The sequence below is a fragment of the Caldithrix sp. genome (genome assembly GCF_056497305.1).
Genome location: NZ_JBSMDE010000079.1, coordinates 19,702 through 37,973, shown reverse-complemented (window position 1 = coordinate 37,973; position 18,272 = coordinate 19,702). Strand labels below are relative to the sequence as shown.

Here is an 18,272-nt window from a genome sequence, read left to right as displayed (position 1 = left end):
AATTCTCCATTAGCGATTTAGTATTTGCAGATTTTTTTCAATGAGTCGCATCCGTTGCCTGACGCACTCAGCCGATCGCCGGCCATCGGGTGGCGTATGTTTAACATAATCGACCAGTCGATCAAGCGTAGAGGTGGCCACATGGACACGGGTATCGCTGGAAGCGTAATAGATGTAAACGGTGCCATCCTCATCGGCAATCCAGCCATTACAAAACAGGACATTGGAAACATCGCCGATGCGCTCTTCTCCGAACGGGGCCATAAAATAACCGCCCGGGCGATAAATGACTCGTGAAGGATCGTCCAGAGCGGTCATGTACAGATACAAAACGTAACGCAAACCGGCAGCCGTGTTACGTACGCCATGGGCCAGATGCAACCAGCCTTCACTGGTTTTAATGGGTGGCGGCCCCTCGCCATTTTTTAATTCTTTAATGGTGTGATACTCCCGTTGATCCATAATTTTTTCTTCTTCAATTACCGGATTCCCGATGTCCTTAACCAGTCCCCAGCCAATGCCCCCGCCTTTGCCCGTTTCAAGAAACGAATCCTGAGGCCTGGTGTAAAAGGCGTAGCAGCCATTTACAAACTCAGGATGTAGCACCACGTTTCGCTGCTGTGCAGAATTCGTCTTAAGGTCTGGCAGGCGTTCCCAGCGTATGAGGTCTCTGGTGCGGGCCAGGCCAGCCTGGGCTTCTGCTGCTGATGTGTCCCAATCCGGAGCGGAAGGGTCTTTGCGTTCGGTGCAAAAAACACCGTAAATCCAGCCATCATCATGTTTTGTCAAACGCATGTCGTACACATTTATGTCCGGGCGGTCGTTCTCTGGCAGAACAATCGGCACATCCCAGAAACGAAAACCCTGTATGCCGCTATCACTTTCAGCCACTGCAAAAAAGGATTTGCGATCCCACCCTTCCACCCGCACCACCAGGTAATATTTGTCGTTGATTTTAATGGCACCGGGATTAAACGTGGCATTCACACCCAACCGTTCCATGAAAAAGGGGTTCGATTTTTCATCCAGATCAAAACGCCAATGAATGGGTACATGATGGCGTGTAAGCACTGGAAATTGGTAACGCTCAAAAATACCATTGTATTCATCGGCTGGTTTATTTTGCCGAGTAATAAGTTGCTCCTGTCTGGCGATTAGTTCGTTAAGCTTTTGTTGAAAATCGCTCATTGCTTTTGTCCTTTCAATTTTTCCAGACAGTTCATTATTTCGAGACAGGCGCGGATGTTGTGGTAAGGCCCCTTCCACTCAGAAATTTTAAACGTGTCCAGATTAGGGTGTCCCTCCATATCCACTTCGTAGAACCATTCACCATTTTGCCAATCTACCACATAGGCTTCCAGAAAATCCCAGGTTTTCTGCGCCGCTGTCCAAAAAACAAGGCGGTTAGTTTGCATAAATGCATGCGTAAAGCCAACTACTGCTTCGGCTTGTTGCCACCATTCCAAAACAGGAATTAACGACCTATTGTTGCTTTGTTCTTTGTAAATGGCATAATTGGAGGTTAAACCTTCTTGCAGGGTACTTTCGGCCAGTTTAATGGCTACCTTTTCCCCCTTTTGAAGCAATGCCGGTTCATTTAAAATCTTTAAGGCATCCAGCAAAAGCCAGCTGGCTTCAATGTCGTGACCGAAAGAGACCTTCTGGCTTTCAAGCTGCCACGCTCTGTTAAAAAAGAGGTTTAAATGTCCGGTTAGTGGATTAAAAATGAACGTCAAAAAATGATCAACCAGTTGTTTTAATTGTTCTTTCAATACGCTTTCGGGCCAGATTTGCAAAAACGAACTAAAGGCCTCCATTAAATGCAGATGCGTGTTCATTGATTTTTCCGTATTGAGATCTTTGTCGCTCAAACGCATATCTGTGGTTGGTTTCCAATCGCGTCCTGAGGTTTCCAGAAAACCGCCGTATTCTTTGTCGAAATTGTGTTGAAGTATCAAATCAAATAGATCGATGGCGCGTTGCAAGGCCAGATGTTCCTGACTAATTTTGTAAAATTCACTAAAAGCGTAAATGGTAAAAGCCTGACCGTACATCTTCTTTTTATCATCCAGAACAGCGCCAGTGTGATCTAAAAGCCAGTAAACCCCGCCATATTCGTAGTCCCAAAAGTGTTTGTTTAAATACTCCCAGGCCCGTTCAGCCATTTCCTTAAACACCGCTTCCTGATATTTGCGGTAAAGAACGGAAAACGTCCAGAGAATCCGGGCATGTAAAATCAGCCCTTTGGGTGCCTCTTTAACCGGGAGGCCCTGAATTGTAACACGCCCCCAAAAACCACCATATTTTTCATCTCTGGAACAGTTAAGCCAGAATGGAATAATATTTTCAAACAGGACTTTTTCAAGGCGTTCTGTGAATGCCTGAATTATTTCCCTATCGATATTCAATTTCAACTCTTCCAAGTTGAGCCTCTCCTGTAAACCTTATTTTTACAAATTGGTACATTCCATTTTTGTTTCGCGCCTGATAAGCAAGCGGCACCCAATAATCGTAATCTTTTTGTTCAATAGCTCTGTTTTTTATCTGGGGCACAAGTAATTCAAATTTCTGGCCATCTCTGGAGAGCCAGATTTGCAATAAAGGTATGCTGTTTTTTTGAAAAGACTGTACATTGACTGAAAGAATTTCCCCTGGCACCCAATATTGTACTTCTGTACCAGACATTCCGGACAATCGTCCCAGATCTTCCTTAAATGATCGATTTCTATTTTTTTGAAAAACCAGCCTGCCCTTAAAACGATACAGTTGTCCGTAATTATCGCAATTGTCAATAAGCCATCGACTTTTTACCTGAAGCGGTCCGAAGGCTTTGGAAAGCGTGCTGCTCCCATCAGGAAAAAGCGCTTTTACTCTGTAATAATACGTCCTACCGATCCTGGCTGTGGCATCGCAAAAGAGCGGGGCATAGGCCTGCTGGGCATCATCTATCAGGCCAGAAATAGAGTGCCACGGGCCGTTTGAAGTATTAGCCCGCTGAACAACATAGGCGCTGGCCCCTGTTGCCCCCTGCCAGGAAATATGGCCGGCATCCTTAACGGGCAACAGGACTGGCGCTGGCAAAGAATCCAAACGCATTTCATTCAATTCTGTTAACAGTGCAAAAACGCCTTGCTCATCGTAGGCCTGTCCGGAAAAAAAACCGGGCCAGTGGTACGCTTTGTACAGTTCTGAACCAAAAGGTTCTGAATGCCAGTAAAATCCACCATCTCGATTGTGAAAGCGTAAACTCCAGATTAAAGCGCCACATAGGTTTTGCTGTGATCTGATTGTTTGCAATACGGCTCGCATGCCCTGAGTGCCTATGAAGCCGAATTCGCCCAGATAATACGGCTTTTTTCCATCAATCTTAATCAGATTGTCTTTAATGTGTTCGATCATTTGTTGCGGATTGCCTTCGTAGTGATGGGTCGACAGCACATCAACATAAGGATTGTTAATTATTTCCGGCGAAAGACTGTTGCTTTGAATCCCATCATTAATCAAATGGTTATGATCAATGGACTTAATAAAGGAAGCCATTTCATTGATCCATGAAATGGGACAGTTGCGCAATTCATTTCCCAATTCCCAGATCATAATAGCCCTGTCGTCTTTGTAAACCGTTCCGGTTACGCTGTTTTTACGGTTCAGGATTTTAGCCACTGTGCTTTTAAAATCTGCTCTCAGTTGTGGGTCCGTCCAGAACTCATCTGCCTGTTTACCGCGAAAGTCGGCGTACTGTGCGCGGCCGCCCATCCATTTCCAGTTGTCCATTAAAGGAATGATCAGTCGAACGCCTAATTGATTAGCCTCTGCTAATAGCGTGTCCATTACGCGGAAAGCCTGCTCATTTAATACACCTGGTCCAAGAATATGTTTGGGGGTTCCGGGCAAATCGTCTTTACGCTTTACCGTAATCACATAAGTCCGCGCCACACGGCCACCCATCTGTTTAATGGAAAGCAGGGCATCACGGATTTCGTATTGGTTCGGTAACCGCCAGGGATTTTTCTCATGGAAAGGCATATTGTCTTCAATGAGCAGCAAATTGGGAATGTTCATGGAAACAAAATAGAGCTCCTGCTGGCCAGCCATTAATTTTACATCTTTTACCGTTACAAAATTTTTAAAAACGCTTTTTGCCCTGAGTGACGGTGGCATTAGAATAAGTAAAACGAACAGAATAGGAATTATTTGTTTCAACATGTTTTTATTGCCTTTCATCTTTTTATTCCTCTTCCAGATGATCAAACCAATTTCTTTTTAAAAACCAGGTCGTCAGAATCAAAATGACCAATGTCAACGCCAGTGAATCGAACTGTTTAATGACCAGATAGATGGGCAAAATCACCAGACTAAACTGCCAGACAATGCCGATGAGCACATTAAGCGCATCCCGTTTCCAATCGCTTTTGTTTTTAAAGCTCGCATCTTCTGCCACCACTTTATCATGGATGGGTTTCCAGAACCCCCAGGGACGTACCGTTTTGTAAAAGGCCATTAACACCCGTTCATCATCCGGTTCTGTGTGCAAACTGGTCCAGACGCTTACGCCCATGGAAAGAACAAAAATAATGAAAAATCCTATGAGTATATTTAAAGAAGGGAATAAAACCGGCAGGGCTAAGGCAATGGCCAGCCCGGAAACCATACCCCAAAAATAACCGTAACCATTAAACCGCCACCAATGCCATTTTAAAATGTTCGGCGCTGTGTAACTGCCATAGAGTCCGGAAACAATGAATTGCATTACCGTGTGGATGGAAGTTGACATCATTCCAAAAACAATGCCCAGTAAAACAATACCAAATGATGCCAGATAGCTCATAGTAATAATTCTTCTGGAAGAAGCTTCTGGATTAATGTATTTTACATAGATATCGTTCACCACGTAAGCAGCGCCAGCATTTACCGTCGAATCGAAAGTGGACATGTAAGAGGCCAGCAACCCGGAAATGATAATACCCACCGCGCCCACCGGTAAAAAATTCTGGATCACATAGGGCATAATCATTTCAAAATCGATTTCGGATCCCATGGCTTTCAGATGAGGCATAAAATATACCAGGCCCAAAACAGTGATTCCCCCGATCATAAACCAGCGAGGCACAAGGGCTATGGACACGATGCCACTCATGAACGACGCTTCTTTAGGTTTCCGTGTGGCCAGCACGCGTTGCATGTCGTAATTGGGAGCTGGTCCGGCCAGACTGACAAAGATTCCTTTGAACAAAATCATCATCCAGACCAGGCCAAACAGGCTAAAACCATCCGCTGCAATCTTTTGATTTACGGGCGGTAAAATGGAACCCCAGTCCAGATTTAAATGCCAGCCGAATAACAATTCTTTCCAGCCATCAGGGATAACGGCCGCTAATTGGGGGGCAGAAACATGTTTCATGGCCACAATACCAATGATCAAAGAGGCAATGGTTAACATCACAAATTGAATAATATCTGTAAAAACAACGCTGTACATGCCGCCTAATACCACGTAAATTGTAGTAATGACCATTAAAACAAGGCCATAGAATTCTGCTGAAAATCCCCAGGGCAAAATAACGGCGGCAAATTTTCCAATTCCCTGATAGGCATAAGAAAGAAATCCCACCACTGAAACCAGAGCAAAGACCACAATACTCAGCCGGGAAAGTTCTCCGCCTTTACTGTTACCAAACCGTGTTTGCATCCACTCTGCTCCGGTAACCACATTGGAGCGTCGAATCCAGACCGCCAGGTAAATCATCAAAAAGACCTGATTAAACGTCGGCCAGAGCCAGGGCAACCAGGCCCCTTTTAAACCGTAAACAAACAGAATGGCAACAAACCACATGGTGCCCGTTACATCAAACATGGAAGAGGCATTGGACAGGCCCAGAAAATACCAGGGAATAGAACGTCCGCTTAAAAAGTACGATTCTAAATTTTCGCCGGCCTTCTTTTTTATTATAAAACCAATAGCTACTACCAGAATGAGATAGCAGATGATGATGGCAATGTCCACCCCGTGTAGATGCATTTTTACCCTTTCGATTGGTTGTTGTTTATCAACCTGTCATAGTATTGGTGAATGCGTTCCGGAAATAGTTCAATATTTTGCCTATGACGCAATGAATCGATAACTGTTTTCATCCTCTGGATTCTTCTTTCATTTTTAACCGTTTTTTGCAGAAAGGTTTTTAGCGAATCAAAGGGCAACTTACCAAACTGTTCCCTGTGGCTATGGTAGTAGTGGCGTAAGTCGTTTTCTGTTAACCTGACCTGTTGTGCCATTCTTTTTCTGAAATTTAGTTGGATTAGATAATCCTGGTAAATGCGGACTTTTAACGAAACAAAACGGTATTGTTTCTCCAGATGCATGGAGCGCGCTTCGCTCGTTAAAACCTGATCACGAATGACAAAATCCAGAGCTGTTTTAAGTCCCTGGTAAACAGCGTGATAAGGCACAAAATTCAAGGCATAAATAAACTTTTTTACCGTTAATGGTTGGCCGTTAACGTAAGCCAGAATTTCATTGCGCACATCCCACAACGAAAGCTCCAGAGAACGCATTTCCGGATCATTTAACTGAAACGTTTTCATTGGATCCCAAGAAGATGGTTTGCGCCTGAAGATTTTAGCCATTTTATTGCCAAGCATTTGCAGAGTCCGAGGCCGAACTTTAATTTTTACATCTTTCATCATTTGTTCGATGTAATCGCGAGCTAAGGCCTGCCCCTTTTTTGCCCTGACCAGTTTAATGATTTTCCCTTTGTGTAATCTGAATTTTTCTTCCGTCACAAAAGGGTCGATTTTTAAATCTTCTACCAGAAGAATGTGATACCCATAGGTCGATTTTACCGGTTTAGTAAAGGTTCCTTTCTGTTGTCCAAAAGCGGCCATGGCCATCTCATATTCCATTTGATCCCAATGTACCCAGCCCAGTTCGCCGCCGGTTTCGGCCAAAACGGTTCCTTTAAACGTTTTTCGCGCCAGGCTGTCCCAGGGAATGCCTTTTTGTAAAAGCCGGTAAGCGCTGTCAGCCCGGGCGCGAGTCTTAAAAAAGAGATGTTTTAATTTGCGTTGCTGTCTGGTGTAGGTATAAATGGCCTTAACTTCCGCGGAATCTATTTCAATTCTGGGCTCGATTACCTTTTTGTAATGGGCTTCCCTCAGTACCTTTTCCTGATAGGCCTCTATTAAAGCATGCAATTTTTCATTTTGCGCAAATCCTTTAATCTGTGCTTCTTGTGCCAGCAAACGACGGTTCACCAGTTCGTTCAAAAATTGTTCACGCAGGGCTCTGGAATCAAATACATTGGGTTGTTTTAGTAGCTCGGTGTAGGCCAGCCTGAATTCTAACAGAGAAATCGTCTGGCGTCCGAGCATGGCCACCACAATTTCCTGCGCATTGCGTTCACAGGCTCCGAAAATCAAAATGATCAAAACAAATACAATTGTTTGCCTTTGCATATTCTTATACCTAATTTCCAGCTTCTCCAGAGCGTACTTCTGCTGTCCTGAGCGTTCGTTTAACTGTAATCCGTCTTTTCCTAAAAAATAAAAACAGGACCTTTACTATTTGATGATAATGATCCTTCCTACTTTTTCGCCAATGCCTGGCGCTTCGATATGGTAAACATAAACGCCAAAGGCGATTTCCATGTTGTCTTTGGAGAGCACATCCCATTCTTCTGTTCCGTTGGTCATGGCAGAATGGTGTTCCAACTTGCGTACCAGAGAACCATCAACCGAGTAAATACGGATGGTGCAATCTTGCGGCAGATTCATGAATTTAATGGAACGTGGACCGCGACCGCTGCTGTAGGGATTTTTAATTTCCCAGGCTGCCGTTACAACATAGGGATTGGGAACCACTGTAATTTTATTCAAATTTGCCCGGGCTTCATTCTTATCGATTGTTTGCCCCACTGTTCTGAAACGGTATCGCACATTGCCCGTAAAAGGGAAATCCGGATAAAGATTCAGGGTGTCCCCTGCACCAAGCAATCCTCCATGATAATTGATGAATGAAGTATCCTCAACGGCATTGTTTAAAAGACTGAAGGTGATTACAGTAGAACTATCGGGCAGGGTTTCAAAAAAGAAGATGCGATCTTTAGCAGAAAAATGCCCGGCCGGTATTTGCGGATTGGTGGAAACATCTACGAATCCGAAAGGGACGGGCTCACCGGTTTGCTGATCGTAAATTTTAAAATTCACATCCCGCGGAGGCACTGGAATCGGCGTACCTGTTTGTTCCAGAACGGGATAGACCGTGACCGATTGCCCCACGATTTCGTCATAAAATACAATTTTGTACTGGCGGGGATAGGAAATTCCTTTCTTAAATCCGCCCAGGTCGAATACGCCAAAACGCAAAGGATAAGCAGAATAGTAATCGATATTCCGGCTCCATTGAATGCCGTTGTAGATTCGCAGGCGTGGAATATTAAGAATAGCCGGCGCTGGATTGTAAATGAAGAAACGCATGCCTCGTAAATTGGCTGTTAACGTTCTGGGATTACCGTCATCGTCGGCATACAAGTTTTTAAGTGGCAGTAATTGATCGTCTACTTTAATGTACTCATAAAACCATACTGTGTCCGGAAGGTCATTTGCCGTCAAGTCTTTCAGAACAAAGCCTGTGGTTCTGGTAGGTAATAACTCGTCCTGATCCTTTCCATCGATCAGGCTATCCAGATCATTATCGCGTCGATCCATAGATTGATCGAGGAATTGCAATTCAAATTCATGACCGTCTGGGATTTTATCCGGTTCAACAAAATTGACATACACTTTTCCTTCTGTAACACCGCTGCCCAACTGATGCGGTTTAACATCGAAATCGGGCGCTTTGTAACCTAAAGCTGGAGGAGTCGGAACCACGGCCACCACATTATCACCGGTTCTGATTTCACCTCCGGGGCTAACCGTTACAAATTTATTGGTTTCTGAAGGCATAATGTTTTTCTCTACATTGCCGCGATCATAGGCCGTTACAGCGTAAAAATAGCGAACCCCGTTGATCAGCGGGGAATCGACATACGTATGAACCAGACCGGATTCGTTGCCTAAAAAGAATTGCACGCCCCGACCAAAGCTTTTTGGGAAAAAGCCGAATACACTATCCACTTTATCAAAAACGGCTAATGGTTTGGTGTAATAGGCATAGCCATAGCCATCGGTGATTGTTCCGGCATCAACAAAACCGGGATCGGTAGCACGGTAAATTTTGTATCCTTCGAAATCATATTCCTTTAAAAAGCGGTCAAAACTTTTTTCAGCCCGATCATCCCAGAACAGGGTCACCTTACCATCACCGGCTACCGCCTGCAATTTTGGTTTCTCGGGAGCGACTGCAAAGTTGTAATTTGCGTCGTAAATGTCCTGTACAATTTTTTTGTTTCGGATTAAATCTTCTTCATCCCAGCCATAAATGGTTGCCACCGAAAAGGACTCGCTTTGACCGGATTGTAAAGGGAAATAGCCCGTAGAAAAAACATAATCTGCATCCACATTGGTCAGATGGCTATCGAAAAAGCCAGGGCGCGAGACATGCCACATATCTTCGTCGTTGGAATAGGTTAACGATCCGTACTCATAAAAAATAAAACTGGTTAAACCAATTTGATCCGATTCATCCACATCGGTAATGTCAATGTTCGATTCTCCCTGCAAATCACCAAATCCTGGGGTCGGCAATCCGTCTCCTTCGCCGGGGTCGCCCGTACCTGGTTTACCGTCCAGGCCGGTGTCGTCATAATTTTTGTCCCAATCGCCATCATTGTCAATCCCATCATCGCGTCTTTCATCGATCATCAGATTGGTCATACCTTCGCCAGTAATGTAATCTTTGGCCAGATAATCTTTGTTGTTGTAAATGGGATCGCGGATGTACAAATAATAATAAACAGAATCCGGAGCCAGAGCGCCATCCGATTCGTCAATCAGGCCATTCAAATTATCGTCAATCCCGTTACGCGGAATTTCTTCCAGCGGAGCGCCGGGTACTTTTTTGTACTTTTTCCCGTTTGCGCGAAAGGTAATTCCTTCGGCAGGCATGGTGGTAACGGTTCGTTCATAAGTATGGTAATCGATCAAAACAATTTGATCGCCTACTTCGTAAGATTGAAGAAAATCTTCGGTTGTTATTAATTTCCCGCCGCCCGAAGCATCGATGGCGTCGCCGTCGTTGTCAATGCCATCGAAGGGATTGCCTGGACTTTCCAGAAAGGCAAAACCTAACCAGGGAACCGGTGAATAGCCGGCCGTACCTACATTGTCCCAATCATAATTTACCGTCAAATTTAGATCACGATAGAAAATGGCGCAATCGTCATCATAATCGGTATTTAAACTCAGTTTAGCGCCTATGGAAGCGCCCACATTTACACCAAACACGGTTTGCGGTAATTCCAATTGGCCAAAATTGGTAATTTTGTAAATCCAGAAAATACAATCCTCCGCATCTGGATTGGACCATTGCAATCCGCGAATGGCCTGTTTTAAGCCCAATCCGCCGCGATCGGGTTGCGAAGGAATAGGTAATGGGAGTTTGACACCGGATACGCGTTTTTTGAACATGTAATCATCAAGCACAAAATAACTTTCCTGATCTGCATTTTTCTGATCCTTGCCAAAATAGCCGTTCCAGTGTTTTGACCATCCCGGATCAACAGGATCATCCATTTTATCCGGCCAATACGGAGGCCAGGTATATGCCTGGTGACTCATGGCCACCGCATGGAAGGGGTCTTCTTCTTTATGGGCGATATTGTAGAAACCGGGCAACGGTTCAAAGCCCAAAAAATTGCCCAGGGAGTCGTGAGAAAACATCATGGGGTCCCAGCCCTGGCAAAAAACCACCGGTGTAATTTCTACAAATACCGTGTCTCCGGTGGAATCGATTACAGTTGGCACGCGCAACTTACTGGCTACATAACTGGAAGCATTACCCAATTGAACCATCCCGCTATTAATCGGCCATTCACCGGAATAATGTAAACTATTGTCCCCTTTCTGGGCTCCTAACATTCCATGATTCCAGAAGGTCAGACGAATCAGATTTCCGGAATGATCATTGCGCGCCCGGTATTGTGCGCTGCCATGCGTATCCTGCGCAAAGCCCAATTGCATTACAAAAATGAGGATGCATATCGGCTTAATTATTTTCATGCCTGTTTAACTCCCATCTTGTAGTTCGTTAGAGTTCTAAAATCAGAGAAAATTTATTCAGAACATCCAACCGGCCGAAATCGGCCAGAGCGTAATCCAGCTTAAAGCCAAGCCCCATCAAATGGATGTTTAACCCCAAACCGTATGTCAGGCCGCCTTCCCGATCTTTTAAAAACGTTTCCCGGTAACCGACCCGTAGCGCAATCAGCTTTTTAAAGGCGTACTCCATTCCCATGTTCAGATATTCGTAATTGTCATTGGGATGTACGGCATCTACGGACAGGGTTAAGTCGTTATTTTTAAAGGCCAGCACATCACGTAAAAAATTAAAGGACATACCGACCCGAAATAAAATGGGCAGGCTGAATTCGTCGGTTTTCAAATCGGCATTGATGTTGCCATTATTGCCTTCATGTACGGGGTCGATATCGTGTTGTACTAACAGATCCCTACCCTGTAAGCGCATACCAGGACCAAAATTTGAAATGGACATGCCCAGCGTCAGGTTTTTAAAATAGGTGCGATAGATTAATCCCACATCAAAGGCGTAGGTGCGTGCGCTGGTATGCCACAAATTTTCCTGGATGTATTTAACGTTTGTACCAATGGAAAAGCGATCGGTTAAAAATTTAGCATAGGACACACCAATGTTAAAGGAAGAGGCCGAAACTTTTTCACCGGTACCGTAGGGTTCAGTAATGGTCGTGCGCTCGATGTCCGGCATGCCCAGGTAAGTAATAAACAGGCCAAAAGTGCCCAGATTTTTAAAGGGGATAGCCATGGCAGCGTAATCAAAATACATATCGGCAATGTAATTGTAATGCGTAAAAAGAAACTGATTTTGGGCCAGGGCGGCAAGTCCGGCCGGATTCCAGTAGGTTGAAGTTACATCGCCGGCCAGGGTTGTGTAGGCCTCGCCCATGGCCAGCGCCCGCGCCCCTACTCCAATTTTTAAGAAGGTTGCAGCCGCTGTTCCAACTCGCGATACGCTTTGCGCCTGAAGCGGATGGAACAATGACATGCCCAGCACGACTGTCAACAGACAGACCGTTACAAATTGTACACCTTTTCGTTTGCTAATCATAACATCCCTCATTCATTATCTACTTATCCTGAACCCCAATTCAATGAAGCGGGGTGGAGTGTAGTAATATGGATTGGTGAAGTATTCCTGGACATTAGAAATTTCAACATCCGGATCCCCGGGCCGGTCAATTTGATTTACACCTTGCAAAGTGTAGTCTGGCTGACCGGTATCTGAGTAAACATTACGCGCATTACGGATATCAAATAGATTGGTAATCGTTGCAAACAATGTAAAACGCCATCCATTACTAAAACGAACGTTTTTTGAAAGCCGTAGATCAAAATTCATGGTCATAGGTTTTCGTGCGCTGTTTTCGGTTAATCCAACAAAGGTGCCGGAACCTGAAACCTCCCCACGAGCAAATGTGGGCGTGTAAGGAAATCCTGAGGCCAATGTGCCGGTTAATGTAGCATTCCAGCCATGGTTGCTGTAGTTGACTATCGTATTTAGCGAATGCGTTTGGTCCCAATTCAAGTAGATTAAAGTCAATCGCGGCGCACGATTTTGTTGGGCGTCATAATAGGCATCCTGCGGATTAGAGGATGTGCCTTTTGCAACCATGTAGGTGTAATCCAGATTTACATTAAAATGGCGGTAATTAAGCGCTCCGGAAAGCGTCAGACCTTTGGCTGTGGCATTATCTTTATTAATGTATTTGTAGTAAGTGATGCCCCGGTAGGTATCGATTGGGGGACTGATTCCCACCCAATCGCGGATATCGCGGTAGAAACCGGTCACATGCAGGTAAAGGTGATTACTCAACTCCTGTTGTAAACCAATTTCGTACATCACGGAACGCTCGGCATTCAAATTAGCATTGCCTACCAGATTTTGCGCTCCGGCGCCTTCAATCCAGAAATTGGGATTGGTGTACAAAAAGCGAAATTCTGGATTCTGGAAAAAATGGCCATAAGAAAAGTGAATGACTCCTTTTTCGGTAATCGGAAAAGAAAAACCAAGGCGCGGACTGATTTGCCATTTGGGTGACGCCTTTTTGTACCAGAACTTTCTTCGTTCAGCGATGGAATATTCAACCAGTTCGCTGTCCGGAACGCCTGGTTCATAATTTTTGTAAATGTGATCAAATTTAAACGGATCATAAATTTGCGGGTCTTTGGGATCCGCTAAAATATTTCCGTCAGAATTAAAATAATCGTAGCGCACACCCAAGTTTACGATGAAATCTTTAAATTCTATTTTGTCCTGCAGATAAGCTGCAAATTCCTTCGGTTTAACGTGGTAATTTTCATGAAAAGGGGAATTTACCCCAGGAATGATCGGCCGGTAGGTCTCTTCGGAGAACTGTAATGTGTACCATTCGTTGCTTAAATCATGCAAAACAGATGACAGGCCTGTTTTAATTAGATGATTACGACTGATCTGACTGGTAAAATCAAACTTTAAAGAGTAATATTTTACGTTTTCCCGGCCCCGATCCAGAGGATTTCCAAAATAGGCAAAATCATTGGGATTTTGCGTCAACGAAATGTAATCGGCTAATTCACGGCCAAAAACGTACAGCTCGAAATCACTGGTTTTATTGGGCATGTAACGGTAGTCGAAAGGACTTTTGTACAAATAATTTTTGTGATGTTTTTCGTACAGACTGGCTTTAAACTCATAAAATGTGCTGGGTGATAAAACATGTTTTAAAGAAGCGATATGCGTAAATACATCGGTGTAATAATGCTTACCTGCGTCCGGCACATACTTGTATTGATAGCCTGCGGTACTGAAATTGTGATTTTTGTTCAGGTAAAAGCCATAGCTTACTTCAATAGTATTGGTAAGGTTGTAAAACAGCTTGAATTGTCCGCTCCAATTTCGATCCTGATTCAAAGCGACAAGTTTATTATCGGGTAATTTAAAGGTGTGTACACTATCCATCGCCGGCGCCCGAAACCCCCAGGGCATGAAATAGCGTTTACCATAAACATAGCCAGGATGATGCGTGTAACGTACTGAAACAAAATATTTTACCCTTTTTGCTGTCCAGGGCAAGGGACCGGAGAGATTCAACTGTAAATCCTGATGCTTCCAGGGTTGATACGCATTTAAATAGGACTGATGTGTTAAATAAGGCTTTTCTTTAAATATTTTTTGATCATCATCCCCGTATCTTGAAAAATCAAACAGAATAAATTTGTTTTCGCGGGCCAGGGCTTCTCCTGCGGCTCGGGCCCATTCTGCATTATTCATCACATAGAAATTATTTTCATCAAAACTTAAATAATCTCCAAAATACCCTGTTAAATTCCACTTAAACTGATCGCTGCCCTTTTTAGTAACAATATTAATCACACCGGAAAGTGCCTGGCCATATTCAGCATTGAAAGTACCGGAAATGGTTTTCAGCTCATCGATGGCCTGATCGTCAATAGATACGCCCCAGCCGCGATTTAATGGGTCGAGTATCTGAACTCCATCCACCATGTACGAAACTTCCGTTGATCTTCCCCCACGAATGTGAATCTTATTGTCAGAATCCTTAACAATACCGGCCTGTAAAGAAATAATTTCGCCAACAGACCGGATGGGTAAGGCTTCAATTTTTTGAGCATCGACCGAAACTTCCGAAGCCGTGAGGTCTTTTTGAACTTTAATTTTGTCGGCAATTACCTCTATGACTTCTCCTTCAAGAGTCTGAGGCTGCAAAGTAATAGTAACATTAGCCGTTCGATCGGCGCTTACTACCAAATTTTTAATGCGATATTCACCGTAACCGACCATCTGGGCTACCAGGGTGTAGCGGCCCGGTGGCACGTTGAGAATGTAAAAATAGCCATCCAGATCAGAAGCCGCTCCATACGGAGTATTTAACAGGTAGATATTTGCTCCCGGCAATGGTTCACCGTTTTGCCCATCGTAAACCGTGCCGGCAATTTTGCCTGTAGTACCTGCTATGGTAATAGTGGCTGTGAGCAAAATCAGAATAAGGATCTGTAAACGTTTGCCATGGATTTTATCAGCCAACGACATTAATCCTCCGTGCTTAGATTATTAAATAAAAGCAGAAGCGAACATTCGCTTCTGCTTTTCTCAACGTTAGCTTTGCCTACTTCATCAACACCATTTTTCGGATGGCCGAATATTGTTTGCTTTGAAATTTCAAGAAATAGATTCCGGAACTCAACACTCTGCCCTGATCATCCTGCCCATTCCAGGTTACAGTGTGCCTGCCTGAAGTAAATTGGTGATCGATTAAAGTACGTACTTTTTGACCCAGAATATTAAAAATTTCTATTCGCACCTTATCTGTTTGCGGCAAATCAAAGGCTATATTTGTGGAGGGATTAAAAGGATTGGGAAAATTTTCGTACAACTTAAAGGTTAATGGTGTTTCGGACTGTTCGTCAATAGCTGTTGGGCCGTTAATCACTTCTAAAATGCCCCAGCTACTGGGCCTCAGCCAGTCTTCGGTGTTGCCGCCCATGCCGCCCCACTGGGCAATTAAGGTACGCCCTTCATCACCATCAGAAGGATCTAAATCTGTACCGTCAATGCGTAAGGGAAAGCTGAATCCGTCAACAACCTGTAAATCGCCATCCAGGGCCAGAGAATCCAGGGCAATTCTGGCTTCAATGATGTAACCATCGCCTGTAAAACTCTGGAAAACCGTACTTTCCAATCCGGGGAAATCGTAAGCAGCCGATGCACTTTGTACTTCGCCCCAGGCTGTAAAGCTGATGCGATAATCACCGGTGCCGGGACTCATCACATCTTTGTAACCATGGAATTGGGTCAGGTCTCGTCGGTCATAAAAGCCCATGTAAAATTCCAGGGCATCGCCCATCCAAGCCTGACCGCCTATAATAGGATCGCTGCCCGTCGCGTTCAGATCATTATCGATCACACTGGCAGAGATGTAAAGGTAATCATCATCAATGACAAAGGTCGCCTGCCACATCAGGTCTGTTGAGTTGTAATCCCAGCCTTCTGCGTCTCTTCCGCCTGCGCTTTCGGGTTTAATTTCATAGTCGGCATAAGGTAAAAATTCCGTGTCCAGGCCATCCAGCACAAAAGAACTGGCAAAATCTTTTACATAAACCGCTTTTGCCGTAGGACTTGAAATTAAAGAAATGGGGCCTGTTTTACAGTCTTCTGTTAGGGGTGTTTCATCGCCTTCCGGACTAACGGCGGTCACCGCAAAATACAGGGTGACCTCCTGCGGTTCGTTCGTGAAAGGCCGATAGTTCCAGTATTCCGTGCCATGGGGCACTTCGCGCGCTATGCGTACAACACCCTCAGCGTTAAGGTCTGTAATAGGTTGCTCGCTCATGTAAACTCTGTAGGTTTCACTGCCCAGAGTGTTATCAACCCACTGAATATTAGCCACCTGGTAACTGACCACAGAAGTAGTAATCGTATCCACGGTTGCGACTACTTTTGGCGAGACCAATTCCCCCTGTGGTTCTTCTACACCGACTAACGTAACATTGTCCCAGTAAGTCGTTCCTGTCCATGTACTCGATTCCGTCATGTCGTAAATTTGAATGCCAACCGTTGCCGTGACAAAGGGATTAACTTCTCCGCTTTGCACATGTGACAGTAGATCGTAAGAAATGGTAGTCCAGTCTCCAAGATTAAATTGAGATGCATTAACTAAATATTTATCCTCCGTCCAGGTCCAGGTGTCATGATCCTGGACAAAAATAGAAAGCTGCATACTCGAGTCTGCCGGAAAATCTGCAGGTAACCAGACATCCACCTGAATTTCTGTAGCCCCGGTATCCACACCGGCTGTGTCACTCCAGCCAAAAGTTACATTGCCATTAGAGAAAGAAGCTTTCACATCAAGGCCAAAATCCCAATCGGTTTGCAAAACGCCATTGGTTCTACCGGTGGGGTCTGCAACACGATCGAGATAGGTAATGGCTTTATTCCAACCTGTATTTGAAAAACCTTGAGTGCCGGCTGCCTCTTTTTCAAAACTGGCAATCACCCATTTGGGAGCAACTTCTGTCGATTGCAAAAGGACATTATCTACATAAATCGTACCTGACCAGTTCAGATCATCGCCTTTCAAATCCCAGGTGCCAAATTCAAGACCAAATTTTTGAATAGGGCCAGCGGCGGCATCCCAGTCGGGATTTAAGGCATGAGCGGCTTTTACATCAAAGTGTAATGGATACCAGGTGTCTTTGGGGATATCGACGGCATAAAATTTAAAATCCAGCCAGGTCCAATCATTGTCCTGCGCCCAGGTTTTAATTAAAATGGAATCCGGAGTACCAGAGGGCAAATAAACGTACATGGTAATCAATTGTGCATTGCCCGGATCCAGATTTGTTTTTTGTAAAGCGCCTTTCTTTTCGGTGGTGGTGGAAGCGTTTAAGGAAATGGCCAGTGAATTCCCGTACATGCCCGCAGGATCGGTTGCCGTAGAAACGCCTGTAATAAAATCTCCCCAACCAATATCAAAACCTTCGGTCCCCGTCTCAAACATCGCTACCTCTACTGGCAACACGCCTAAAAGGCTAACATTGTCCACATAGATCGTCCCTGTGTAATTCAGGTTTTCGCCAGATACATTCCACGTTCCAAATTCCAGACCAATTTTTTGCAAGGGGCCCTGGCTTAAATCAAAGTCAGGGTTCAAAGCGTGGGCCTGTTCCAGATCAAAGGTCACCGGAAACCAGACTCCCTTAGGAATATTTTGCGAATAAAATTTAAAATCCATCCATGTCCAGTCATTGTCCTGCGCCCAGGCTTTAATCAGCACTCCATCTGGCAGATCGGCAGGAAGATAGAGAAAAAAGGTGATCACTTTGGCTCCACTGGCCTCAATATTCAGCTTTTGTACAGCGCCTTTTTGTTCGGAGCCGGAAGCATCAAAAGTAAGGGCCAGAACCCCGGCGCTCATCCCGCTGGGATCTGCCATTTGTGAAACACCGGTAATGGTGTTCCCCCAGCCAATATCAAAACCATCGGTTCCGGCTTCGAAATCGGCTATTACCTGCCCCATTACCAGGGACAAACTAAAAAAAACAAATAAAATGGGTAGTAATAATTTGGTGCGCATAAAACA

9 protein-coding genes are annotated in these 18,272 nt (G+C 44.5%); all 9 read right to left on the bottom strand.

From position 1 onward, the window contains the following. Window positions 1-9: 9 nt before the first annotated feature. Window positions 10-1,188: a glycoside hydrolase family 130 protein gene (locus ACWB0I_RS06980; RefSeq protein ID WP_479387333.1), complete on the bottom strand. Its 1,179-nt coding sequence runs from the start codon at window positions 1,186-1,188 to the stop codon at window positions 10-12. Further along, the gene (locus ACWB0I_RS06975; protein ID WP_479387332.1) at window positions 1,185-2,423 is read right to left on the bottom strand and encodes an AGE family epimerase/isomerase; all 1,239 of its coding nucleotides are present in this window, start codon (window positions 2,421-2,423) and stop codon (window positions 1,185-1,187) included. The genes ACWB0I_RS06980 and ACWB0I_RS06975 overlap by 4 nt, the downstream gene beginning before the upstream one ends. Continuing rightward, complete coding sequence (locus ACWB0I_RS06970) at window positions 2,395-4,224, bottom strand: glycoside hydrolase 5 family protein (protein WP_479387331.1); 1,830 nt, start codon at window positions 4,222-4,224, stop codon at window positions 2,395-2,397. Before ACWB0I_RS06970 ends, ACWB0I_RS06975 begins: the two co-directional genes overlap by 29 nt. A 4-nt stretch (window positions 4,225-4,228) precedes the next feature. Further along, complete coding sequence (locus tag ACWB0I_RS06965) at window positions 4,229-6,019, bottom strand: sodium:solute symporter family protein (protein ID WP_479387330.1); 1,791 nt, start codon at window positions 6,017-6,019, stop codon at window positions 4,229-4,231. A 2-nt stretch (window positions 6,020-6,021) separates the two neighbouring features. Further along, on the bottom strand, window positions 6,022-7,452 hold the full coding sequence (locus ACWB0I_RS06960; protein WP_479387329.1) for a peptidylprolyl isomerase: 1,431 nt from the start codon (window positions 7,450-7,452) through the stop codon (window positions 6,022-6,024). A gap of 105 nt (window positions 7,453-7,557) precedes the next feature. Beyond that, window positions 7,558-11,157, bottom strand: coding sequence for a fibronectin type III domain-containing protein (locus tag ACWB0I_RS06955; RefSeq protein WP_479387328.1), 3,600 nt, complete (start codon window positions 11,155-11,157; stop codon window positions 7,558-7,560). A gap of 28 nt (window positions 11,158-11,185) precedes the next feature. Continuing rightward, entirely contained in the window at window positions 11,186-12,241 is a 1,056-nt protein-coding gene (locus ACWB0I_RS06950; RefSeq protein ID WP_479387327.1) for a PorV/PorQ family protein, read from the bottom strand. Between the two features lie 15 nt (window positions 12,242-12,256). Further along, the gene (locus tag ACWB0I_RS06945) at window positions 12,257-15,223 is read right to left on the bottom strand and encodes a TonB-dependent receptor (protein ID WP_479387326.1); all 2,967 of its coding nucleotides are present in this window, start codon (window positions 15,221-15,223) and stop codon (window positions 12,257-12,259) included. Window positions 15,224-15,299: 76 nt separating this feature from the next. Continuing rightward, complete coding sequence (locus ACWB0I_RS06940; RefSeq protein WP_479387325.1) at window positions 15,300-18,266, bottom strand: T9SS type A sorting domain-containing protein; 2,967 nt, start codon at window positions 18,264-18,266, stop codon at window positions 15,300-15,302. Window positions 18,267-18,272 lie beyond the last annotated feature (6 nt).